Annotated in this window: 17 protein-coding genes and 1 tRNA gene; 7 read left to right on the top strand and 11 right to left on the bottom strand. The window is 62.7% G+C overall.

Annotated features, from left to right (window positions below):
* Nucleotides 1-126: 126 nt before the first annotated feature.
* The 6 genes from F2P44_RS01160 to petA all read right to left on the bottom strand — a co-directional run bounded on the left by F2P44_RS01160 (nucleotide 127) and on the right by petA (nucleotide 4382).
* Nucleotides 127-202: transfer RNA gene (locus tag F2P44_RS01160), tRNA-Thr, on the bottom strand.
* Nucleotides 203-228: 26 nt separating this feature from the next.
* Nucleotides 229-753 carry a ClpXP protease specificity-enhancing factor gene (locus F2P44_RS01155; protein ID WP_167084246.1) on the bottom strand — a complete coding sequence of 175 codons (525 nt, stop codon included), beginning with the start codon at nucleotides 751-753 and terminating at the stop codon, nucleotides 229-231.
* A gap of 105 nt (nucleotides 754-858) precedes the next feature.
* A complete protein-coding gene (locus F2P44_RS01150; RefSeq protein ID WP_054265664.1) occupies nucleotides 859-1470 on the bottom strand; it encodes a glutathione S-transferase N-terminal domain-containing protein in 612 nt (203 codons plus the stop codon).
* A gap of 98 nt (nucleotides 1471-1568) precedes the next feature.
* Entirely contained in the window at nucleotides 1569-2330 is a 762-nt protein-coding gene (locus F2P44_RS01145; protein WP_167084244.1) for a cytochrome c1, read from the bottom strand.
* Nucleotides 2331-2359: 29 nt separating this feature from the next.
* Entirely contained in the window at nucleotides 2360-3772 is a 1413-nt protein-coding gene (locus tag F2P44_RS01140; RefSeq protein ID WP_167084241.1) for a cytochrome b, read from the bottom strand.
* A gap of 1 nt (nucleotide 3773) precedes the next feature.
* Complete coding sequence (gene petA, locus F2P44_RS01135; RefSeq protein ID WP_167084239.1) at nucleotides 3774-4382, bottom strand: ubiquinol-cytochrome c reductase iron-sulfur subunit; 609 nt, start codon at nucleotides 4380-4382, stop codon at nucleotides 3774-3776.
* A 294-nt stretch (nucleotides 4383-4676) separates the two neighbouring features.
* On the opposite strand from petA, the gene mscL reads away from it, so the two are divergent.
* The 5 genes from mscL to F2P44_RS01110 all read left to right on the top strand — a co-directional run bounded on the left by mscL (nucleotide 4677) and on the right by F2P44_RS01110 (nucleotide 8130).
* A complete protein-coding gene (gene mscL, locus F2P44_RS01130; RefSeq protein WP_167084237.1) occupies nucleotides 4677-5096 on the top strand; it encodes a large conductance mechanosensitive channel protein MscL in 420 nt (139 codons plus the stop codon).
* A gap of 13 nt (nucleotides 5097-5109) precedes the next feature.
* Nucleotides 5110-6288, top strand: coding sequence for a trypsin-like peptidase domain-containing protein (locus F2P44_RS01125; protein WP_167084235.1), 1179 nt, complete (start codon nucleotides 5110-5112; stop codon nucleotides 6286-6288).
* 33 nt (nucleotides 6289-6321) lie between these two features.
* Nucleotides 6322-7011 (top strand): DUF2461 domain-containing protein, encoded by a 690-nt coding sequence (locus F2P44_RS01120; RefSeq protein ID WP_167084233.1) that lies wholly within the window; start codon nucleotides 6322-6324, stop codon nucleotides 7009-7011.
* 11 nt (nucleotides 7012-7022) lie between these two features.
* Nucleotides 7023-7349 (top strand): cupin domain-containing protein, encoded by a 327-nt coding sequence (locus F2P44_RS01115; protein ID WP_167084231.1) that lies wholly within the window; start codon nucleotides 7023-7025, stop codon nucleotides 7347-7349.
* A gap of 64 nt (nucleotides 7350-7413) precedes the next feature.
* Nucleotides 7414-8130, top strand: a complete 717-nt coding sequence (locus F2P44_RS01110; RefSeq protein ID WP_370662618.1) for a substrate-binding periplasmic protein — start codon at nucleotides 7414-7416, stop codon at nucleotides 8128-8130.
* A gap of 24 nt (nucleotides 8131-8154) precedes the next feature.
* On the opposite strand, the gene F2P44_RS01105 is transcribed toward F2P44_RS01110, so the two are convergent.
* The 5 genes from F2P44_RS01105 to F2P44_RS01085 form a co-directional block, all read right to left on the bottom strand.
* Nucleotides 8155-9195, bottom strand: coding sequence for an NAD(P)H-dependent glycerol-3-phosphate dehydrogenase (locus F2P44_RS01105; RefSeq protein WP_167084229.1), 1041 nt, complete (start codon nucleotides 9193-9195; stop codon nucleotides 8155-8157).
* Nucleotides 9196-9200: 5 nt separating this feature from the next.
* Nucleotides 9201-9644, bottom strand: a complete 444-nt coding sequence (locus F2P44_RS01100) for an SH3 domain-containing protein (protein WP_167084227.1) — start codon at nucleotides 9642-9644, stop codon at nucleotides 9201-9203.
* A 126-nt stretch (nucleotides 9645-9770) separates the two neighbouring features.
* Nucleotides 9771-10244 carry a protein-export chaperone SecB gene (gene secB, locus F2P44_RS01095; protein WP_099873667.1) on the bottom strand — a complete coding sequence of 158 codons (474 nt, stop codon included), beginning with the start codon at nucleotides 10242-10244 and terminating at the stop codon, nucleotides 9771-9773.
* Nucleotides 10245-10392: 148 nt separating this feature from the next.
* Nucleotides 10393-10656, bottom strand: coding sequence for a glutaredoxin 3 (gene grxC, locus F2P44_RS01090; protein WP_167084225.1), 264 nt, complete (start codon nucleotides 10654-10656; stop codon nucleotides 10393-10395).
* 13 nt (nucleotides 10657-10669) lie between these two features.
* The gene (locus F2P44_RS01085) at nucleotides 10670-11071 is read right to left on the bottom strand and encodes a rhodanese-like domain-containing protein (RefSeq protein WP_167084223.1); all 402 of its coding nucleotides are present in this window, start codon (nucleotides 11069-11071) and stop codon (nucleotides 10670-10672) included.
* A gap of 145 nt (nucleotides 11072-11216) precedes the next feature.
* Here F2P44_RS01085 and gpmA point away from each other — a divergent pair, with 145 nt between their 5' ends.
* Nucleotides 11217-11963 (top strand): 2,3-diphosphoglycerate-dependent phosphoglycerate mutase, encoded by a 747-nt coding sequence (gene gpmA, locus F2P44_RS01080; protein ID WP_167084221.1) that lies wholly within the window; start codon nucleotides 11217-11219, stop codon nucleotides 11961-11963.
* Nucleotides 11964-11978: 15 nt separating this feature from the next.
* A complete protein-coding gene (locus F2P44_RS01075) occupies nucleotides 11979-13481 on the top strand; it encodes a murein hydrolase activator EnvC family protein (RefSeq protein ID WP_370662617.1) in 1503 nt (500 codons plus the stop codon).
* The last annotated feature ends 72 nt before the right edge of the window (nucleotides 13482-13553 follow it).

The raw sequence follows: 13553 nt of genomic DNA, 5'->3' as shown, positions 1-13553 counted from the left end.
GCCCGGCGAGGCGCGGGCGTTGCAGGAGGATTTGCTTTGCCCAGCTGCTTGATCGAAACCCGGCCGGGAAAATAAAAAGGGATCACACGCCCGAGCATGTAACCCCTTGATACCGCTGCTAAATTCTGGTGCCGACTGCCGGTTTCGAACTGGCCACCTGATGATTACAAATCAACTGCTCTACCAAATGAGCTAAGTCGGCGAAACTTTTACAGCCCGGATTATACGCTATTTGATGCGCGTGAGCGTCGGACGGCCGCCTTTTTTAGGCGGATCGTTGTTGTCGTCCGGCGACGGCGCGGTGGCCGGCACGCCCGTCGGCACAGTCTCCGACCCTGTGTCCGCCACGCTCGACAGCGCCGTAGCCGGTGCCTTGGCCAGCGACGGTACGCTCGACAGCGGACTGTCGGTCGGCTGGCCCGCCGCGTTCTCGGATGCCGTGCTGCTCACCTCGAACGCCATGCCCTGGCCGTTCTCGTTCGCGTAAATCGCCAGCACATTTTGCACCGGGACATAAATCTCGCGCGAGACGCCGCCGAAGCGGGCATGGAACTGGACCGCGTCATTGTCCATCTTCAGGCCCGAGGTGGCGCCGAAGCTGATATTGAGTACGATTTCGCCTTTTTTGACGTATTCCATCGGCACCGTGGTAGCGGCGTCGACCTTCACGGCGAGGTAGGGCGTAAACCCGCTGTCGGTACACCACTCGTAAATGGCGCGCAGCATATAGGGCTTGGTTGAGATGTCGGGCATGTTCTGGTAGTGGTGTGGTACGACGTGTACACGCCAGTCTACTGCGATTCGCCCGAAGGCGTTGTGACTGGCGTGTAACGAAAGTGGCGAAAGGGCAGCCGCCGATCAGCGGCGCATGACTTTCTCGGACGGGGTCAGCGCTTCGATGTAGGCCGGACGCGAGAAGATGCGCTCGGCGTACTTCATCAGCGGTGCAGCCGTCTTCGACAGTTCGATCCCGTAGTGATCCAGGCGCCACAGCAGCGGGGCGACGGCCACGTCGAGCATCGAGAATTCGTCGCCGAGCATGTACTTATTCTTCAGGAACAGCGGCGCGAGCGTGGTCAGGCGGTCGCGGATTTCCGCGCGCGCCTTGTCGTGGCTCTTGTCGTTGGCCTTGGCGCGCTCGCTTTCGAGCACGTGCACATGGACGAACAGTTCTTTCTCGAAGTTGAACAGCATCAGGCGCGCGCGCGCGCGCATCAGCGGATCGGCCGGCATCAGCTGCGGATGCGGGAAGCGCTCGTCGATGTATTCGTTGATGATGTTCGATTCGTACAGGATCAGTTCGCGCTCGACCAGGATCGGTACCTGGCCGTACGGATTCATCGTCGAGATGTCTTCGGGCTTGTTGAACAGGTCCACATCGCGCACTTCGAAGTCCATGCCTTTTTCAAACAGGACCAGGCGGCAGCGTTGGGAAAATGGGCACGTGGTGCCGGAGTAGAGAACCATCATTTTTATAGTTCCTTAGAAACAAAGGGGTGAAACGACGAGCGGATCACCCCGAAATGTGCCCGCTGACGTCGCGGGCAATGAATGACTTGCTTGCTGGCTTACTTGACTTCTTTCCAGAACGACGCGCTCAGACGCCACGCGAACAGGGCAAAGATCGACATCAGGAACAGGACCCAGACGCCCAGCGACTTGCGGGTGGCCGCGGCAGGCTCGGCCATCCACTCGAGGTAGGCGACCAGGTCGGCGGTCGCTTCGTCGAACTGAAGCGATGTCATGGTGCCAGGTGCGACTTGCTCGAAACCCTTGAACGTGTGCACGGTTTTGCTTGCATCATGCGGATCTTTTTCTTCGACCATCTTGACGGTGCGCACACCCTGCTGCTGCCACATGACGTGCGGCATGGCCACGTTCGGCACGACCATATTGTTCCATCCGGTCGGACGGGTATCGTCCTTGTAGAAGGTACGCAGGTAGGTGTACAGATAGTCGGGACCGCTGCCGGCCGAGGAAGCCTTGGCGCGGGCAATCACCGACAGGTCCGGCGGTACCACGCCGAACCATTCCTTGGCGTCGGCCGGGCGCAGCGCGGTCGTCATCAGGGCGCCGACTTTCTCGCCTGTAAACAACAGGTTTTCCTTGATTTGCTCTTCGGACAGCCCCAGGTCTTTCAGGCGGTTGTAGCGCATCGAGGAAGCCGAGTGGCAGTTCAGGCAATAGTTGACGAACAGCTTGGCGCCGTTTTGCAGCGAGGTCAGGCTTGGGCGCTCGGGCGCCTTGTCCAGCTTGAAGGTGCCTTCGCTGGCTAACGCCAGGCCCGGCAGCAATGCCAGGATCGCGATCAGTTTTTTCGGAAAATTCATGTAATGTCCTTTTGCTGTGATGTCGTCGATTAGTGCGGCTGGAACGTCACACGTTTCGGCACGGGCTTGAAGGTGCCCATCGAGCTCCACCAAGGCATCAACATGAAGAAACCGAAGTACAACAGCGTGCACACTTGCGACAGTGCCGTGAACAGGGCGGTCGGCAGCTGGGTGCCGAGGTAGCCCAGGGTCACGAACGACACGCCGAACACGATGTACACATACTTGTGCCAGTCAGGACGGTAGCGGATCGACTTGACCGGTGACTGGTCCAGCCACGGCAGGGCGGCGATGATCATCACCGACGAACCGAACAGCACCACACCCCAGAACTTCGCGTCCAGCACCTGCGGCAGCATGCCGATGATGACCAGCAGCGCGCCGCCGGCAATCGCGGCCTTGACCAGGAATGGCAGGCGCGTCTTGACCCAGATGAAGGCCACGTACAGGGCGATCGCACCCATCAGCACGTACATGAAGTCGGCCGTGGTGGCGCGCAGCACCGAGTAGAACGGCGTGAAGTACCAGGTCGGCGCGATGTGCGCAGGGGTCTTGAGCGAATCGGCCGGGATGAAGTTGTTGTACTCCAGGAAGTAACCGCCCATTTCCGGGGCAAAGAACACCACCGCGCTGAAGATCAGCAGGAACACCGACACGCCGAACAGATCGTGCGCCGAGTAGTAAGGATGCGATGGGATCGAATCGAGCGGATGGCCGTCCGGACCCAGGGTTTCCTTGACTTCGATACCGTCAGGATTGTTCGAGCCGACTTCGTGCAGCGCGATCAGGTGGGCAGCAACCAGGCCCAGCAGAACCAGCGGAATCGCGATCACGTGGAAGGCGAAGAAGCGGTTCAGGGTCGCGTCGGACACAACGTAGTCGCCGCGGATCCACAGCGACAGGTCAGGGCCGATGAAAGGAATCGCACCGAACAGGTTGACGATCACCTGGGCGCCCCAGTACGACATCTGGCCCCATGGCAGCAGGTAGCCGAAGAAGGCTTCCGCCATCAGGCACAGGAAGATCGCAAAGCCGAACAGCCAGATCAGTTCACGTGGCTTGCGGTAGGAACCGTACAGCAGCCCGCGCGTCATGTGCAGGTAGACGATGATGAAGAAGGCCGAGGCGCCGGTCGAGTGCATATAGCGCACCAGCCAGCCCCACGGTACTTCGCGCATGATGTATTCGACCGAACCGAAGGCCAGCAGGGCGTCCGGCTTGTAGTGCATGGTCAGGAAAATGCCGGTGACGATCTGCAGCACCAGCACCAGCATCGCGAGCGAGCCGAAGATGTACCAGAAATTGAAGTTTTTCGGAGCGTAGTACTGGCCCCACTGGTCGTTCCACAGCTTGGTCAGCGGAAAACGGTCATCCACCCAGCCCAGCGCCTTGTCGGCCACCGGCGCATTCGCGGGGAACTTTGTTTCTTTAAAAGCGGCCATGTTATGCCTCGCCTTTCTCGTCTTTGCCGATGATCAGCTTATTCTCGCTCAAGTACATATGGCGCGGCACTTCGAGGTTGTCCGGTGCCGGCTTGTTCTTGAACACGCGGCCGGCCAGGTCGAAGGTCGAACCGTGGCAAGGGCACAGGAAGCCGCCGGCCCAGTCGTCCGGCAGGTTAGGCTGGGCGCCTTCAGCGAACTTCGAGGTTGGCGAGCAGCCCAGGTGCGAGCAGATACCGACCGCAATCAGGTATTCCGGCTTGATCGAACGGTGTTCGTTGCGCGCGTATTCGGGCGTGAGCGCGTCCGGGGTCCGTTCCGATTTCGGATCGGCGACCACGCCGTCGGTCTTCTTCAGCGAAGCGACCATGTCGGGCGAACGCTTGAGAATCCATACGGGTTTGCCGCGCCACTCAACGGTCTTCATTTCGCCGGCAGCCATGCCGGTAATGTCTACTTCCACCGGCGCGCCAGCGGCTTTTGCCTTCTCCGACGGCTGGAATGTGCTTACCAAGGCTCCCGCCGTGGCCAAACCGACAACACCACCCGCCGCGCACGTAGCGGCGAGCATGACGCGTCGGCCCGGATCGACCTGCTTTTCGTTACTCATACCAACCCCAATCAGTCAAAATGCGAAATCTTAAAAAGCTACTTAGAGCTTCTAGCAACCTTAAATTATAAGGGAATAGGGGGGCGAGTTAAAGAAAAAATGTTGCACGCGCGCCTGTCAAGAGCGAATCATCGCCATTTTGAAACGATTCGGGCGCCCAATGCGCGCAATTGCCGTGCCTGCGGGCGCCCGCGCGGCAAGCTGCCGCTGCGGCGGGAACCGATGCCGCGGTTTGGTTTCTAACCCCAGTGGGGGTATGATCGGAATGGCTATTTCACAATCCTGGGGGCAAAAATGACGATGATGGGCGAGTTCCGGCAGTTCGCAATGAAGGGCAATGTGGTCGACCTGGCGGTCGGCGTGATCATTGGTGGTGCTTTCGGCAAGATTGTAGATTCCTTGGTGCAAGACATCATCATGCCCCCCATCGGCCGCCTGTTCGGCGGACTCGATTTTGCCAATTACTACCTGCCGCTGAACAACCAGGCCATGAACCTGACCCTGGCCGAAGCCAAGAAGGCGGGCGCGGTACTCGCCTACGGCAACTTCCTGACCATCTTGCTTAATTTCATCATCCTGGCCTTCATCATCTTCCAGATGATCCGCCTGATGAACCAGCTGCGCCGCGCCGAGGAAGCGCCCGCCGTGGCGGCTGCCGCGACCCCCGAAGACGTGCTGCTGCTGCGCGAGATCCGGGATTCCCTCAAAAAATAGAGCGGAGGGCGCGATGCGGCGCTTATGGCTGTTGTTCGCCCAGGTGGTCACGGTTGCCCTGGCGCTGTATTTCGTGGGCGTGGCCCTGCGTCCCGACTGGCCCGGCCTGCCCCCGCGCCGGGGCGCGCCTGACCGGGTCGCGCCTGACCGGGTCGCGCCAGGCCAGGTCGCCAGCGGCGTGCCGGTGCTGCAGGCGCCCGGCGCGCAGCCGGCCCCGGGCAGCTACCGCGAGGCGGCCGCGCGCGCCATGCCCGCCGTCGTCAACATCCTCGCCAGCACCCAACGCGGGCAGGCCCATCCGCTGCTGCGCGACCCGCTGTTGCGGCGCTTTTTCGGCGACCGCCTGCCGCCCGGGGAACAGCGCTCCAGCCTCGGCTCCGGCGTGATCGTCAGTCCGGACGGCTACATCCTGACCAACAACCACGTTATCGAAGGCGCCGACGACATCGAGGTGGTGCTGGCCGACGGCCGCAAGGCGCCGGCGCGGCTGGTCGGCAGCGACCCCGAGACCGACCTGGCGGTGATCCGCATCGATGTGCGCAAGTTGCCCGCGATCGTGCTCGGCAATGACGAGGCGGTGCGCGTGGGCGATGTGGTGCTGGCCATCGGCAACCCCTTCGGCGTGGGCCAGACCGTCACGCTGGGGATCGTCTCCGCGGTCGGGCGCAATAATCTGCACATCAACGAGTTCGAAAACTTCATCCAGACCGATGCCGCCATCAACTTCGGTAATTCGGGCGGGGCGCTGGTCGATACCAAGGGCAACCTGCTCGGCATCAATTCGGCCATCTATTCCCAGGGCGGCGGCTCGGTCGGGATCGGCTTCGCCATTCCCGTCACCACCGCCAAGGCCGTGATGGAGGCCATCATCGGCCATGGCGCCGTGGTGCGCGGCTGGATCGGCATCGAAACCCAGGACATCACGCCCGAGCTGGCCGACAGCTTCGGGCTGGCGCGCCAAAGCGGCACCATCATCGCCGGGGTGGTGCGCAACGGCCCGGCCGACCGCGCCGGCCTGCTCCCCGGCGACATCGTGCTCACCGTGGCCGGCAAGCCGGCCGCCAGCACGGTCGAGACGCTCAAGCTGATCTCCCAGCTTGCGCCCGGCGGCAAGGCTACAATGACCGTGATGCGCAAGAACCGTGCGGCAACGGTCGACGTCACCGTCGGCAAGCGCCCGCGGCCGCAGTAATTTCGCTCCTCCCCATTTTTTTGGAACCACAGCATGCATTTGCGCGACCTGACGCAGTTTTTGACCGAGTTAAGCGAGAACAATAACCGCCCCTGGTTCATCATGAACAAACCGCGCTACGATATCTTGCGCGAAGAATTCCTGGCCGTCGTCACCGAACTGATCAGCGAACTGAGCAAGTTCGACCGGCAGGTGGCCGCCTGCAATCCCAAGAAAGCGATGTTCCGCATCAACCGCGACATCCGCTTCGCCAACGACAAGAGCCCGTACAAGACGCGCTTTTCGGCCGGCATCACGCCCAAGGATTTGCGCCGCCCCAGCGCCGGTGGCGGGTCGACCTATTATTTCCAGATCGACGGCAGCGGCAAGCTGCTGTTCGGGGCCGGCGAATACTTGCCGCCGGCGCCACGCCTGAAAGCGATCCGTGAGCAGATCGTCAACGACGCGACAGGCTTTGCCAAATTGCTGAAGAATAAACCCATGCGCGCCACCTTCGGCCACTTGCAGGAAGAAGACAAGCTGCAGCGGCCGCCCAAGGGGTTCGATGCGCAGCACGTGCATGTCGAGTACCTCAAGCTCAAGAGCTTTTTTGTCTGGACCGAGGTCGATCTCAAGCTCAACGACCCAGACCAGCTGGTGCCAGAGCTGGCGCGCGGCCTCAAGGATGCCTTCGCGCTGGTCACCTGGTTGCGCAGCGTGGAAGCGAGCAACGCGGAAGAATAAAGGAAAACGTCATGGCCTTACAACATGCCGCCTCGGGCGAGCTGATACCACTGAAGCGGGGCGACGACGACATCGCCCATTTCACCTCGGTCGCGCTGGCCAAGACCGCGCATATGGAATTGATCCGGCTGGTGCTGCCCAAGGACCGCGACATGCCGGTGCACAAGGTGGACGGCGAGATTACCTTGCTCTGCCTGCAGGGCGAGATCGTCTGCGATGCGCACGGCAAGAGCGTCCTGCTGCGCCCGGGCGAGATGCTGTACCTGCTGGGCGGCGTGCCGCACGGCTTGCGTGCGAACGACGATGCGGTGGCCTTGCTGACCATTTTGCTGACATAGCGAGCGTGTCACGGCGCCACGGAAGGAGTAAGATTATGCTAAATGGATACTTCCGGAGGCTATCGTGGACCGTCGCAGCTTGCTGACACTGGCGCTTGCCTTGAGCGTCATGACCCCGGGGGCCGCCGCTGCCGCAGCCGACATGCACGTATCGACCCTGGTCGGCAGCGATCCGGCCTCGGCCATCGCCGAACTGGTGATGGCGGAAGCCTACCGCCGCATCGGCCGCGGGCTGGTGGTGCACAAGCTGCCGGGAGAGCGCACCCTGGTCATGGCCAACGAAGGCAGGATGGATGGCGAGTTGTACCGCAAGGTCGGCATGGAACGCGACTATCCCAACCTGATGATCGTCCCGGTGCCCTTGCTCACCTATGAAATCGTGATCTTCACGCGCGGGACCGACTTCGTCGTCGGCGGCTGGGAAAGCCTGCGGCCGTACACGATCGGCTATGTGCGCGGCATCAAGATCGTCAAGGAAAATACGGTGGGCATGAAGACCGAAGCGGTGCCGACCATGGAACAGGCTTTCCAAAAGCTGACCATGGGACGCACCGATGTCGTGGTCGGCAACCGCCTGGCGGGACTGGCGGCCGCCGAGACCCTCAAGATCGACGAGGTGCGGGTGCTCGCGCCGGCGCTGGCCTCGTTCCCGGTCTACCACTATGTCAACAAGAACCACGCCGCGCTGGTGCCGGCGCTGGTGACGGTCCTGCAAGCGATGAAGGCGGACAAGACCATCGAGAAGTTGCAGAAGCAGGGCGCGCGCGCCGCCCTTCCTTAGTGCCGGCCGCGCCAGGCTTGCGGCTCAGCTCAATTCATCGCGCGGATCGCGCGCCAGCAATTGCGCCAGCATCGCCTTGGGCGTGCCGCCGTCGAACAGCACGCCGGCCACCGCATTGGTGATCGGCATGTCCACGCCCAGGGTGTGCGCCAGCGCCCGCACCGCCTTGGCGCACGGCACGCCTTCGGCCACATGGCCGAGCTCGGCCACGATGGTGTCGAGCGCCTTGCCTTGTGCCAGGCCCAGGCCCACGCGGCGGTTGCGCGACAGGTCGCCGGTGCAGGTGAGAATCAGGTCGCCCATCCCGGTCAAACCCATGAAGGTGGCCGGCGTGCCGCCCAGCGCAATGCCCAGGCGGGTAATTTCAGCGAGCCCGCGCGTGATCAGCGCGGCGCGCGCATTCAAGCCCAGTCCCAGCCCATCGGCCACGCCGGTGGCAATCGCCAGCACATTCTTGACCGCCCCGCCCACTTCCACGCCGACCAGGTCGTCACAGGAATACACGCGGATATTGCCGCCATGAACGCTGGAGACGACCCGCTCGCGCAGCATCTCCGAGCGCGACGCCACCGTCAGCGCGCACGGCAAGCCGCGCGCCACTTCCTGCGCGAACGAGGGCCCCGACAAGGCACCGCCAGCCACCTGGCTGCCGAGCACCGCGGCCACCACCTGATGCGGCAGCAAGCCGGTATCGCCCTCGAAGCCCTTGCAAAGCCAGACGATATGCGAGATTGCGTGGGGTCTGAGCTGCATCAGCAGCGGCCGCAGCCCGGCCACCGGGCAGGCGGCGATCAGCAGCGGCGCCTCCGTCTCGGGCGTGCCCAGCACATGGGCCAGCGCGCCATCGAAGTCGGACGTCACGTGCAGCGCGGCCGGAAAGGCGCAGCCGGGCAGGTAGGCGCTGTTTTCGCGGGCCCCGGCCATGGCCGCCATGGCGCCGCCATTGCGGCCCCACATCAGCACATCATGGCGCGCCGCCAGGGCGATGGCGACCGCCGTGCCCCAGGCCCCGGCGCCGAGGACGGTAATCTTGCGTGGTGAAACGCTGGAGGCGCTGCTCGGCATGGGAATCAGATGCCCCACACGTCGGTAGCGCGAATATAGCCGGTGATGCCGTCACGATGTTTCACCTTGATCCAGCTGGAGGTCTGGGCGTCGATCAGTTCCAGCAGCACGCCCTTGTCAGCCGTCATCAACAGGCTGGCATCGCTATCGGCGCCGCCGCGTACCTTGGCGTTGGCGGTGCGCACCACCACATTGCGGCGCGCGCTCAGCGACTTCGCTTCGGCCCAGGCCAGGTCGCCATTCGCATCGCGCACCCTGACCCATTCGCCATAGGTGAGCACGACTTCGACCGGCATGCCGCGCAGGGCGATGAACAGCTTGCCGCCCTTGACGGAGGGCGCGTCGTACAGGATCACGCTAGGCGCGCCGATGGTCTTGAAATCGAGCGCGTGCGCCGGGGCACTTGCCAGCACGAATGCGGCACTGAGGAGAAAACGGGGAATTGTCATTGCGTGGCCTTCGCCGTGAGAGTGCAGGGTGGGGCGGCCGCCAGGGGCGCCGGCGCGAGCCGTGCCCGGGCAGGACCCGCGCGCAGCGAATGCGCGCGGGCGGCCTGGCCCACCCTGCGGTCGTGCTTAGTGTGCTGCGGTGTCAGCTGGGGCAGCGGCGGCTGCTTCAGCCAGCGCCTGACGGCGCTGCTGGTAGAACACTTCGAAATTGATCTCGGCCAGATGCACAGGCGGGAAGCCGGCACGGGTGATCACGTCGGCGATATTGCCGCGCAGGTAAGGGTAAACGATGTTCGGGCAACCGATTCCCAGCAGGGGATCCATCTGGTCCGCAGGGATGTTGCGCGCTTCAAAGATACCGGCTTGCTTGCCTTCGACCAGGAACGCAACCTTGTCCTTGACCTTGGCGGTCACGGTGATGGTGACGGTCGACTCGTAGATCCCATCGGCGATGGCTTCGGCGCCAACGTCGAGCGACACTTCGATCGACGGTGCTTCTTGTTCGAGGAAGATAGCTGGGGAATTCGGCTGTTCCAGCGACATGTCTTTCAGGTAGACGCGTTGGATTTGGAATACGGGTTGCAGATTTTCGTCAGACATGGAACGCTTTCGTTGAGAAATTAACAGAACGGCGACACGCCGTCCCCTCTGTGCTTGGACTTCAAACGCGACGGCAATTGTAGCAAAATCATACGGCTTGAAATAGTTTTGCGCAATCAATCGACTTGCATTCGGGTCTATATGCTGCTTAAACCCCTTTTAACAAGGGATCGAGGCGTCCTTGTTGATCCAGCGCATACAAATCGTCGAAACCGCCGACATGGGTGTCGCCCACGTAAATCTGGGGCACGGTGCGGCGTCCGGTCTTGTTCATCATGACGACTTTCTGGTCCGGGTCAAGGTCGACACGGATCTTTTCGATGTCGGTCACGCCCTTCGCTTCGAGCAAGCGTTCGGCGCGCACGCAGTACGGGCAGGAGGCGGTATGGTAGAGCACTACATGGGCTGTCATGGTGGTTCCTTTCTTACTTAGCGGTTGGCAAGCCAGCGGCTTGCCATGCGGTCAGGCCGCCATCGAGGCTGAACACGTCGGCAAAACCGGCCGCTTCGAGGATCTTGGTGGCCTTGTCGGCACGCGCACCGGTCTGGCACATGACGACGATGGTCTTGTTTTTCGCTTTGTCGAGTTCGGCAATGCGGGATGCCAAGTCTGCCAGCGGAATGTTTTTCGCGTCGCGCAAATGCCCTTTGGCAAATTCCTCGGCATCGCGCACGTCCACCAGCACGGTCTTGCCGCGGTTCATGAGCTGGGTCACCTGCAAGGTGGAGGCGCGTTTGCCGCGCGGAAGCAGCGCCGGCCAGAGCAGGGCGCCACCCGACAGCACGACGATGCTGACGATAAAAATATTGTCAATAATGAATTTCACGGGGTTCCAATGGTTTAGGACAATCCGCGCATTATAAAATAGAAGCCGGATCTGTTTACACTTACCCTTTACACTGACGCCTTGCATCTTGCATTCACCAATGTCGCTTCAAGTTTTTCTTCTTCCACCTTCTTGAAAATTGCTTATGTACAAAATTGTCTTCATGCGCCACGGCGAATCCACCTGGAACCTTGAGAACCGCTTCACCGGCTGGACCGACGTCGACCTCACCGAAAAAGGCGTGCGCGAAGCGCGCAGCGCCGGCCAGGTACTCAAAGAGGCCGGCTTCACCTTCGACGTGGCCTACACCTCGGTGCTCAAGCGCGCCATCCGCACCTTGTGGCTGGCGCTGGACGACATGGACATGATGTGGCTGCCGGTCAAGAATGACTGGCGCTTGAATGAGCGCCACTACGGCGCCCTGCAAGGCCTGGACAAGGGCGAAACCGCCGCCAAGTACGGCGACGCCCAGGTACTGGTCTGGCGCCGCAGCTACGACACCCCGCCGCCGGCGCTGGAAGCGTCCGACCAGCGCACGTCCTTCAACGATCCGCGCTACGCCGGCGTGCCGAAAGACAGCATTCCCCTGACCGAATGCCTGAAAGACACCGTGGCGCGCGTGATGCCGGTATGGGATGAAGAAATCGCCCCGGCCATCCGGGCCGGCAAGAAGATCCTGATCTCGGCCCACGGCAACAGCTTGCGCGCCCTGATCAAAATGCTCGATGGCATCAGCGATGAAGACATCGTCGGCCTCAACATTCCCAACGGCCAGCCGCTGGTGTACGAGCTCGACGCCGACCTGAAACCGATCCGCCATTACTATCTGGGCGACCAGGACGCCATCGCCGCCGCCGTCGCGGCCGTGGCCAACCAAGGGAAGGCCAAGTAAGTTTTGTATCGTCATGTGAAGCAGTTAGCGGCCGGGGCGCTGTTGTGCGCGCTCCTGGCCGTGTTGACAGGCAGTGCCGCCGCCGCGCCTGCTCCCCGCCAAACCGAACGCAGCAAGCAGAAAGTGCTGGCGGAGAAGACGCGCGCCGGCATCCAGCAAAAGCTGGCCGAACTCAAGCGCGAAGTCAGCAAGACTGAAAGCGAACGCGAGGACGCGGCCGATACCCTGGCCGAATCCGAGGAAGCCATTTCCAACGCCAACCGCCAGCTGCGCGAGCTCGCCGGCGAACAGAGCGAGACCAATGCCACTGTGGCCGCTCTGGCCGCCTCGCAACAGCAACTGGCCGACACCATCGCCAGCCAGAAACAGCAACTGGCGCGCCTCTTGCGCGAGCAATACGTGGCCGGCAATGAAGACCGCATCAAGCTGCTGCTCTCGGGCGACAATCCGAACCGCATCAACCGCGACCTGCAATTGATGGCCTATGTCTCCAAGGCCCAGGCCAAGCTGCTCGGTTCGCTGCACGGCAACCTGGCCGCCGTCGCCAGCAACCGCGACAAGGCCGAGAATGCGCGCGAGGAACTCAATGAAATCGCCCAGGAAGAGCGCGAGCAGAAAGCCGTGCTGGAAAAGGAAAAGGCGCGCCGCGCCGCCTTGCTCGGCACCCTGTCGAACCGCCTGGCCGAACAGCGCAAGGAAATCGGCGGCCTGGAGCGCGACGAACAGCGCATGGCCGGGCTGGTCGACAAGCTTTCCAAACTGATCAAGGAACAGGCCGAAGCGGCCGCCGCCGAGCAGCGCCGCCAGGAAGCGCTGGCCGCCGCGCGCGCCAAGGCCGCCGAACAGGCCCGTCTGCTGGCAGAGGCGAAAAAGGCCGAACGCAAGGCCGAGCGCGAACGTGAACGCGAACGCGAGCGCGAACGCCTGGCGCGCGAAGCGGCCAAAAAGCCGCCCAAGCTCGATCCGCGCACCGGCGCCAAGATTCCACCGGTGCCGGTCCCGGTACCGATGGACCCGATCGATGATGACGAGCCGCCCGTTGTCGCCCAGACGCCCGAGCCGAAAGCGGAACCGGCCGCGCCGCGCAAGCCCGACATCGCGCTCGCTCCGGCCATGCCGGAAGGCGCTTTTGCCAGCCTGCGCGGCAAGCTGCGCACGCCGGTGTCCGGCAAGCTGGCGGCCCGTTTCGGCGCCAAGCGCGGCAGCGGACCGAGCTGGAAAGGCATGTTCATCAAGGCCGCCGAAGGCAGCGAAGTGCGCGCCGTGGCGGGCGGGCGGGTGGTGTTCGCGCGCTGGATGCGCGGCTTCGGCAACCTGATCCTGGTCGACCATGGCAGCGAATACCTCTCCATCTACGGTAACAACCAGGCCTTGCTGAAACGCGAGGGCGACGCCGTCAAGGGCGGCGACCCCATCGCCAGCGCGGGAAACACCGGCGGCAACGAAGAATCGGGGCTATACTTTGAAATCAGGCACAAGGGCGCGGCGGTCGATCCGGCGGGCTGGGTGAACTTTTAGGTCAACACGTCATGCGGGTCGAACGGCGCGCATGCGCTTCGCTGTTGCTTCCGACGGTATTCAGAATGGGTG

Source organism: Massilia frigida (genome assembly GCF_011682175.1).
Classification (GTDB): domain Bacteria; phylum Pseudomonadota; class Gammaproteobacteria; order Burkholderiales; family Burkholderiaceae_D; genus Telluria_A; species Telluria_A frigida.
The sequence above is the reverse complement of the archived record's forward strand: the minus strand, read 5'-3'. Positions and strand labels throughout refer to the sequence as shown.

Coding starts and splice junctions, on each gene's coding strand:
- F2P44_RS01150 (WP_054265664.1), bottom strand. CDS start 1,470: ATGATGGTTCTCTACTCCGGCACCACGTGCCCATTTTCCCAACGCTGC.
- secB (WP_099873667.1), bottom strand. CDS start 10,244: ATGTCTGACGAAAATCTGCAACCCGTATTCCAAATCCAACGCGTCTAC.
- F2P44_RS01105 (WP_167084229.1), bottom strand. CDS start 9,195: ATGCCGAGCAGCGCCTCCAGCGTTTCACCACGCAAGATTACCGTCCTC.
- grxC (WP_167084225.1), bottom strand. CDS start 10,656: ATGACAGCCCATGTAGTGCTCTACCATACCGCCTCCTGCCCGTACTGC.
- mscL (WP_167084237.1), top strand. CDS start 4,677: ATGACGATGATGGGCGAGTTCCGGCAGTTCGCAATGAAGGGCAATGTG.
- F2P44_RS01115 (WP_167084231.1), top strand. CDS start 7,023: ATGGCCTTACAACATGCCGCCTCGGGCGAGCTGATACCACTGAAGCGG.
- F2P44_RS01140 (WP_167084241.1), bottom strand. CDS start 3,772: ATGGCCGCTTTTAAAGAAACAAAGTTCCCCGCGAATGCGCCGGTGGCC.
- petA (WP_167084239.1), bottom strand. CDS start 4,382: ATGAGTAACGAAAAGCAGGTCGATCCGGGCCGACGCGTCATGCTCGCC.
- F2P44_RS01120 (WP_167084233.1), top strand. CDS start 6,322: ATGCATTTGCGCGACCTGACGCAGTTTTTGACCGAGTTAAGCGAGAAC.
- gpmA (WP_167084221.1), top strand. CDS start 11,217: ATGTACAAAATTGTCTTCATGCGCCACGGCGAATCCACCTGGAACCTT.
- F2P44_RS01155 (WP_167084246.1), bottom strand. CDS start 753: ATGCCCGACATCTCAACCAAGCCCTATATGCTGCGCGCCATTTACGAG.
- F2P44_RS01145 (WP_167084244.1), bottom strand. CDS start 2,330: ATGAATTTTCCGAAAAAACTGATCGCGATCCTGGCATTGCTGCCGGGC.
- F2P44_RS01125 (WP_167084235.1), top strand. CDS start 5,110: ATGCGGCGCTTATGGCTGTTGTTCGCCCAGGTGGTCACGGTTGCCCTG.
- F2P44_RS01100 (WP_167084227.1), bottom strand. CDS start 9,644: ATGACAATTCCCCGTTTTCTCCTCAGTGCCGCATTCGTGCTGGCAAGT.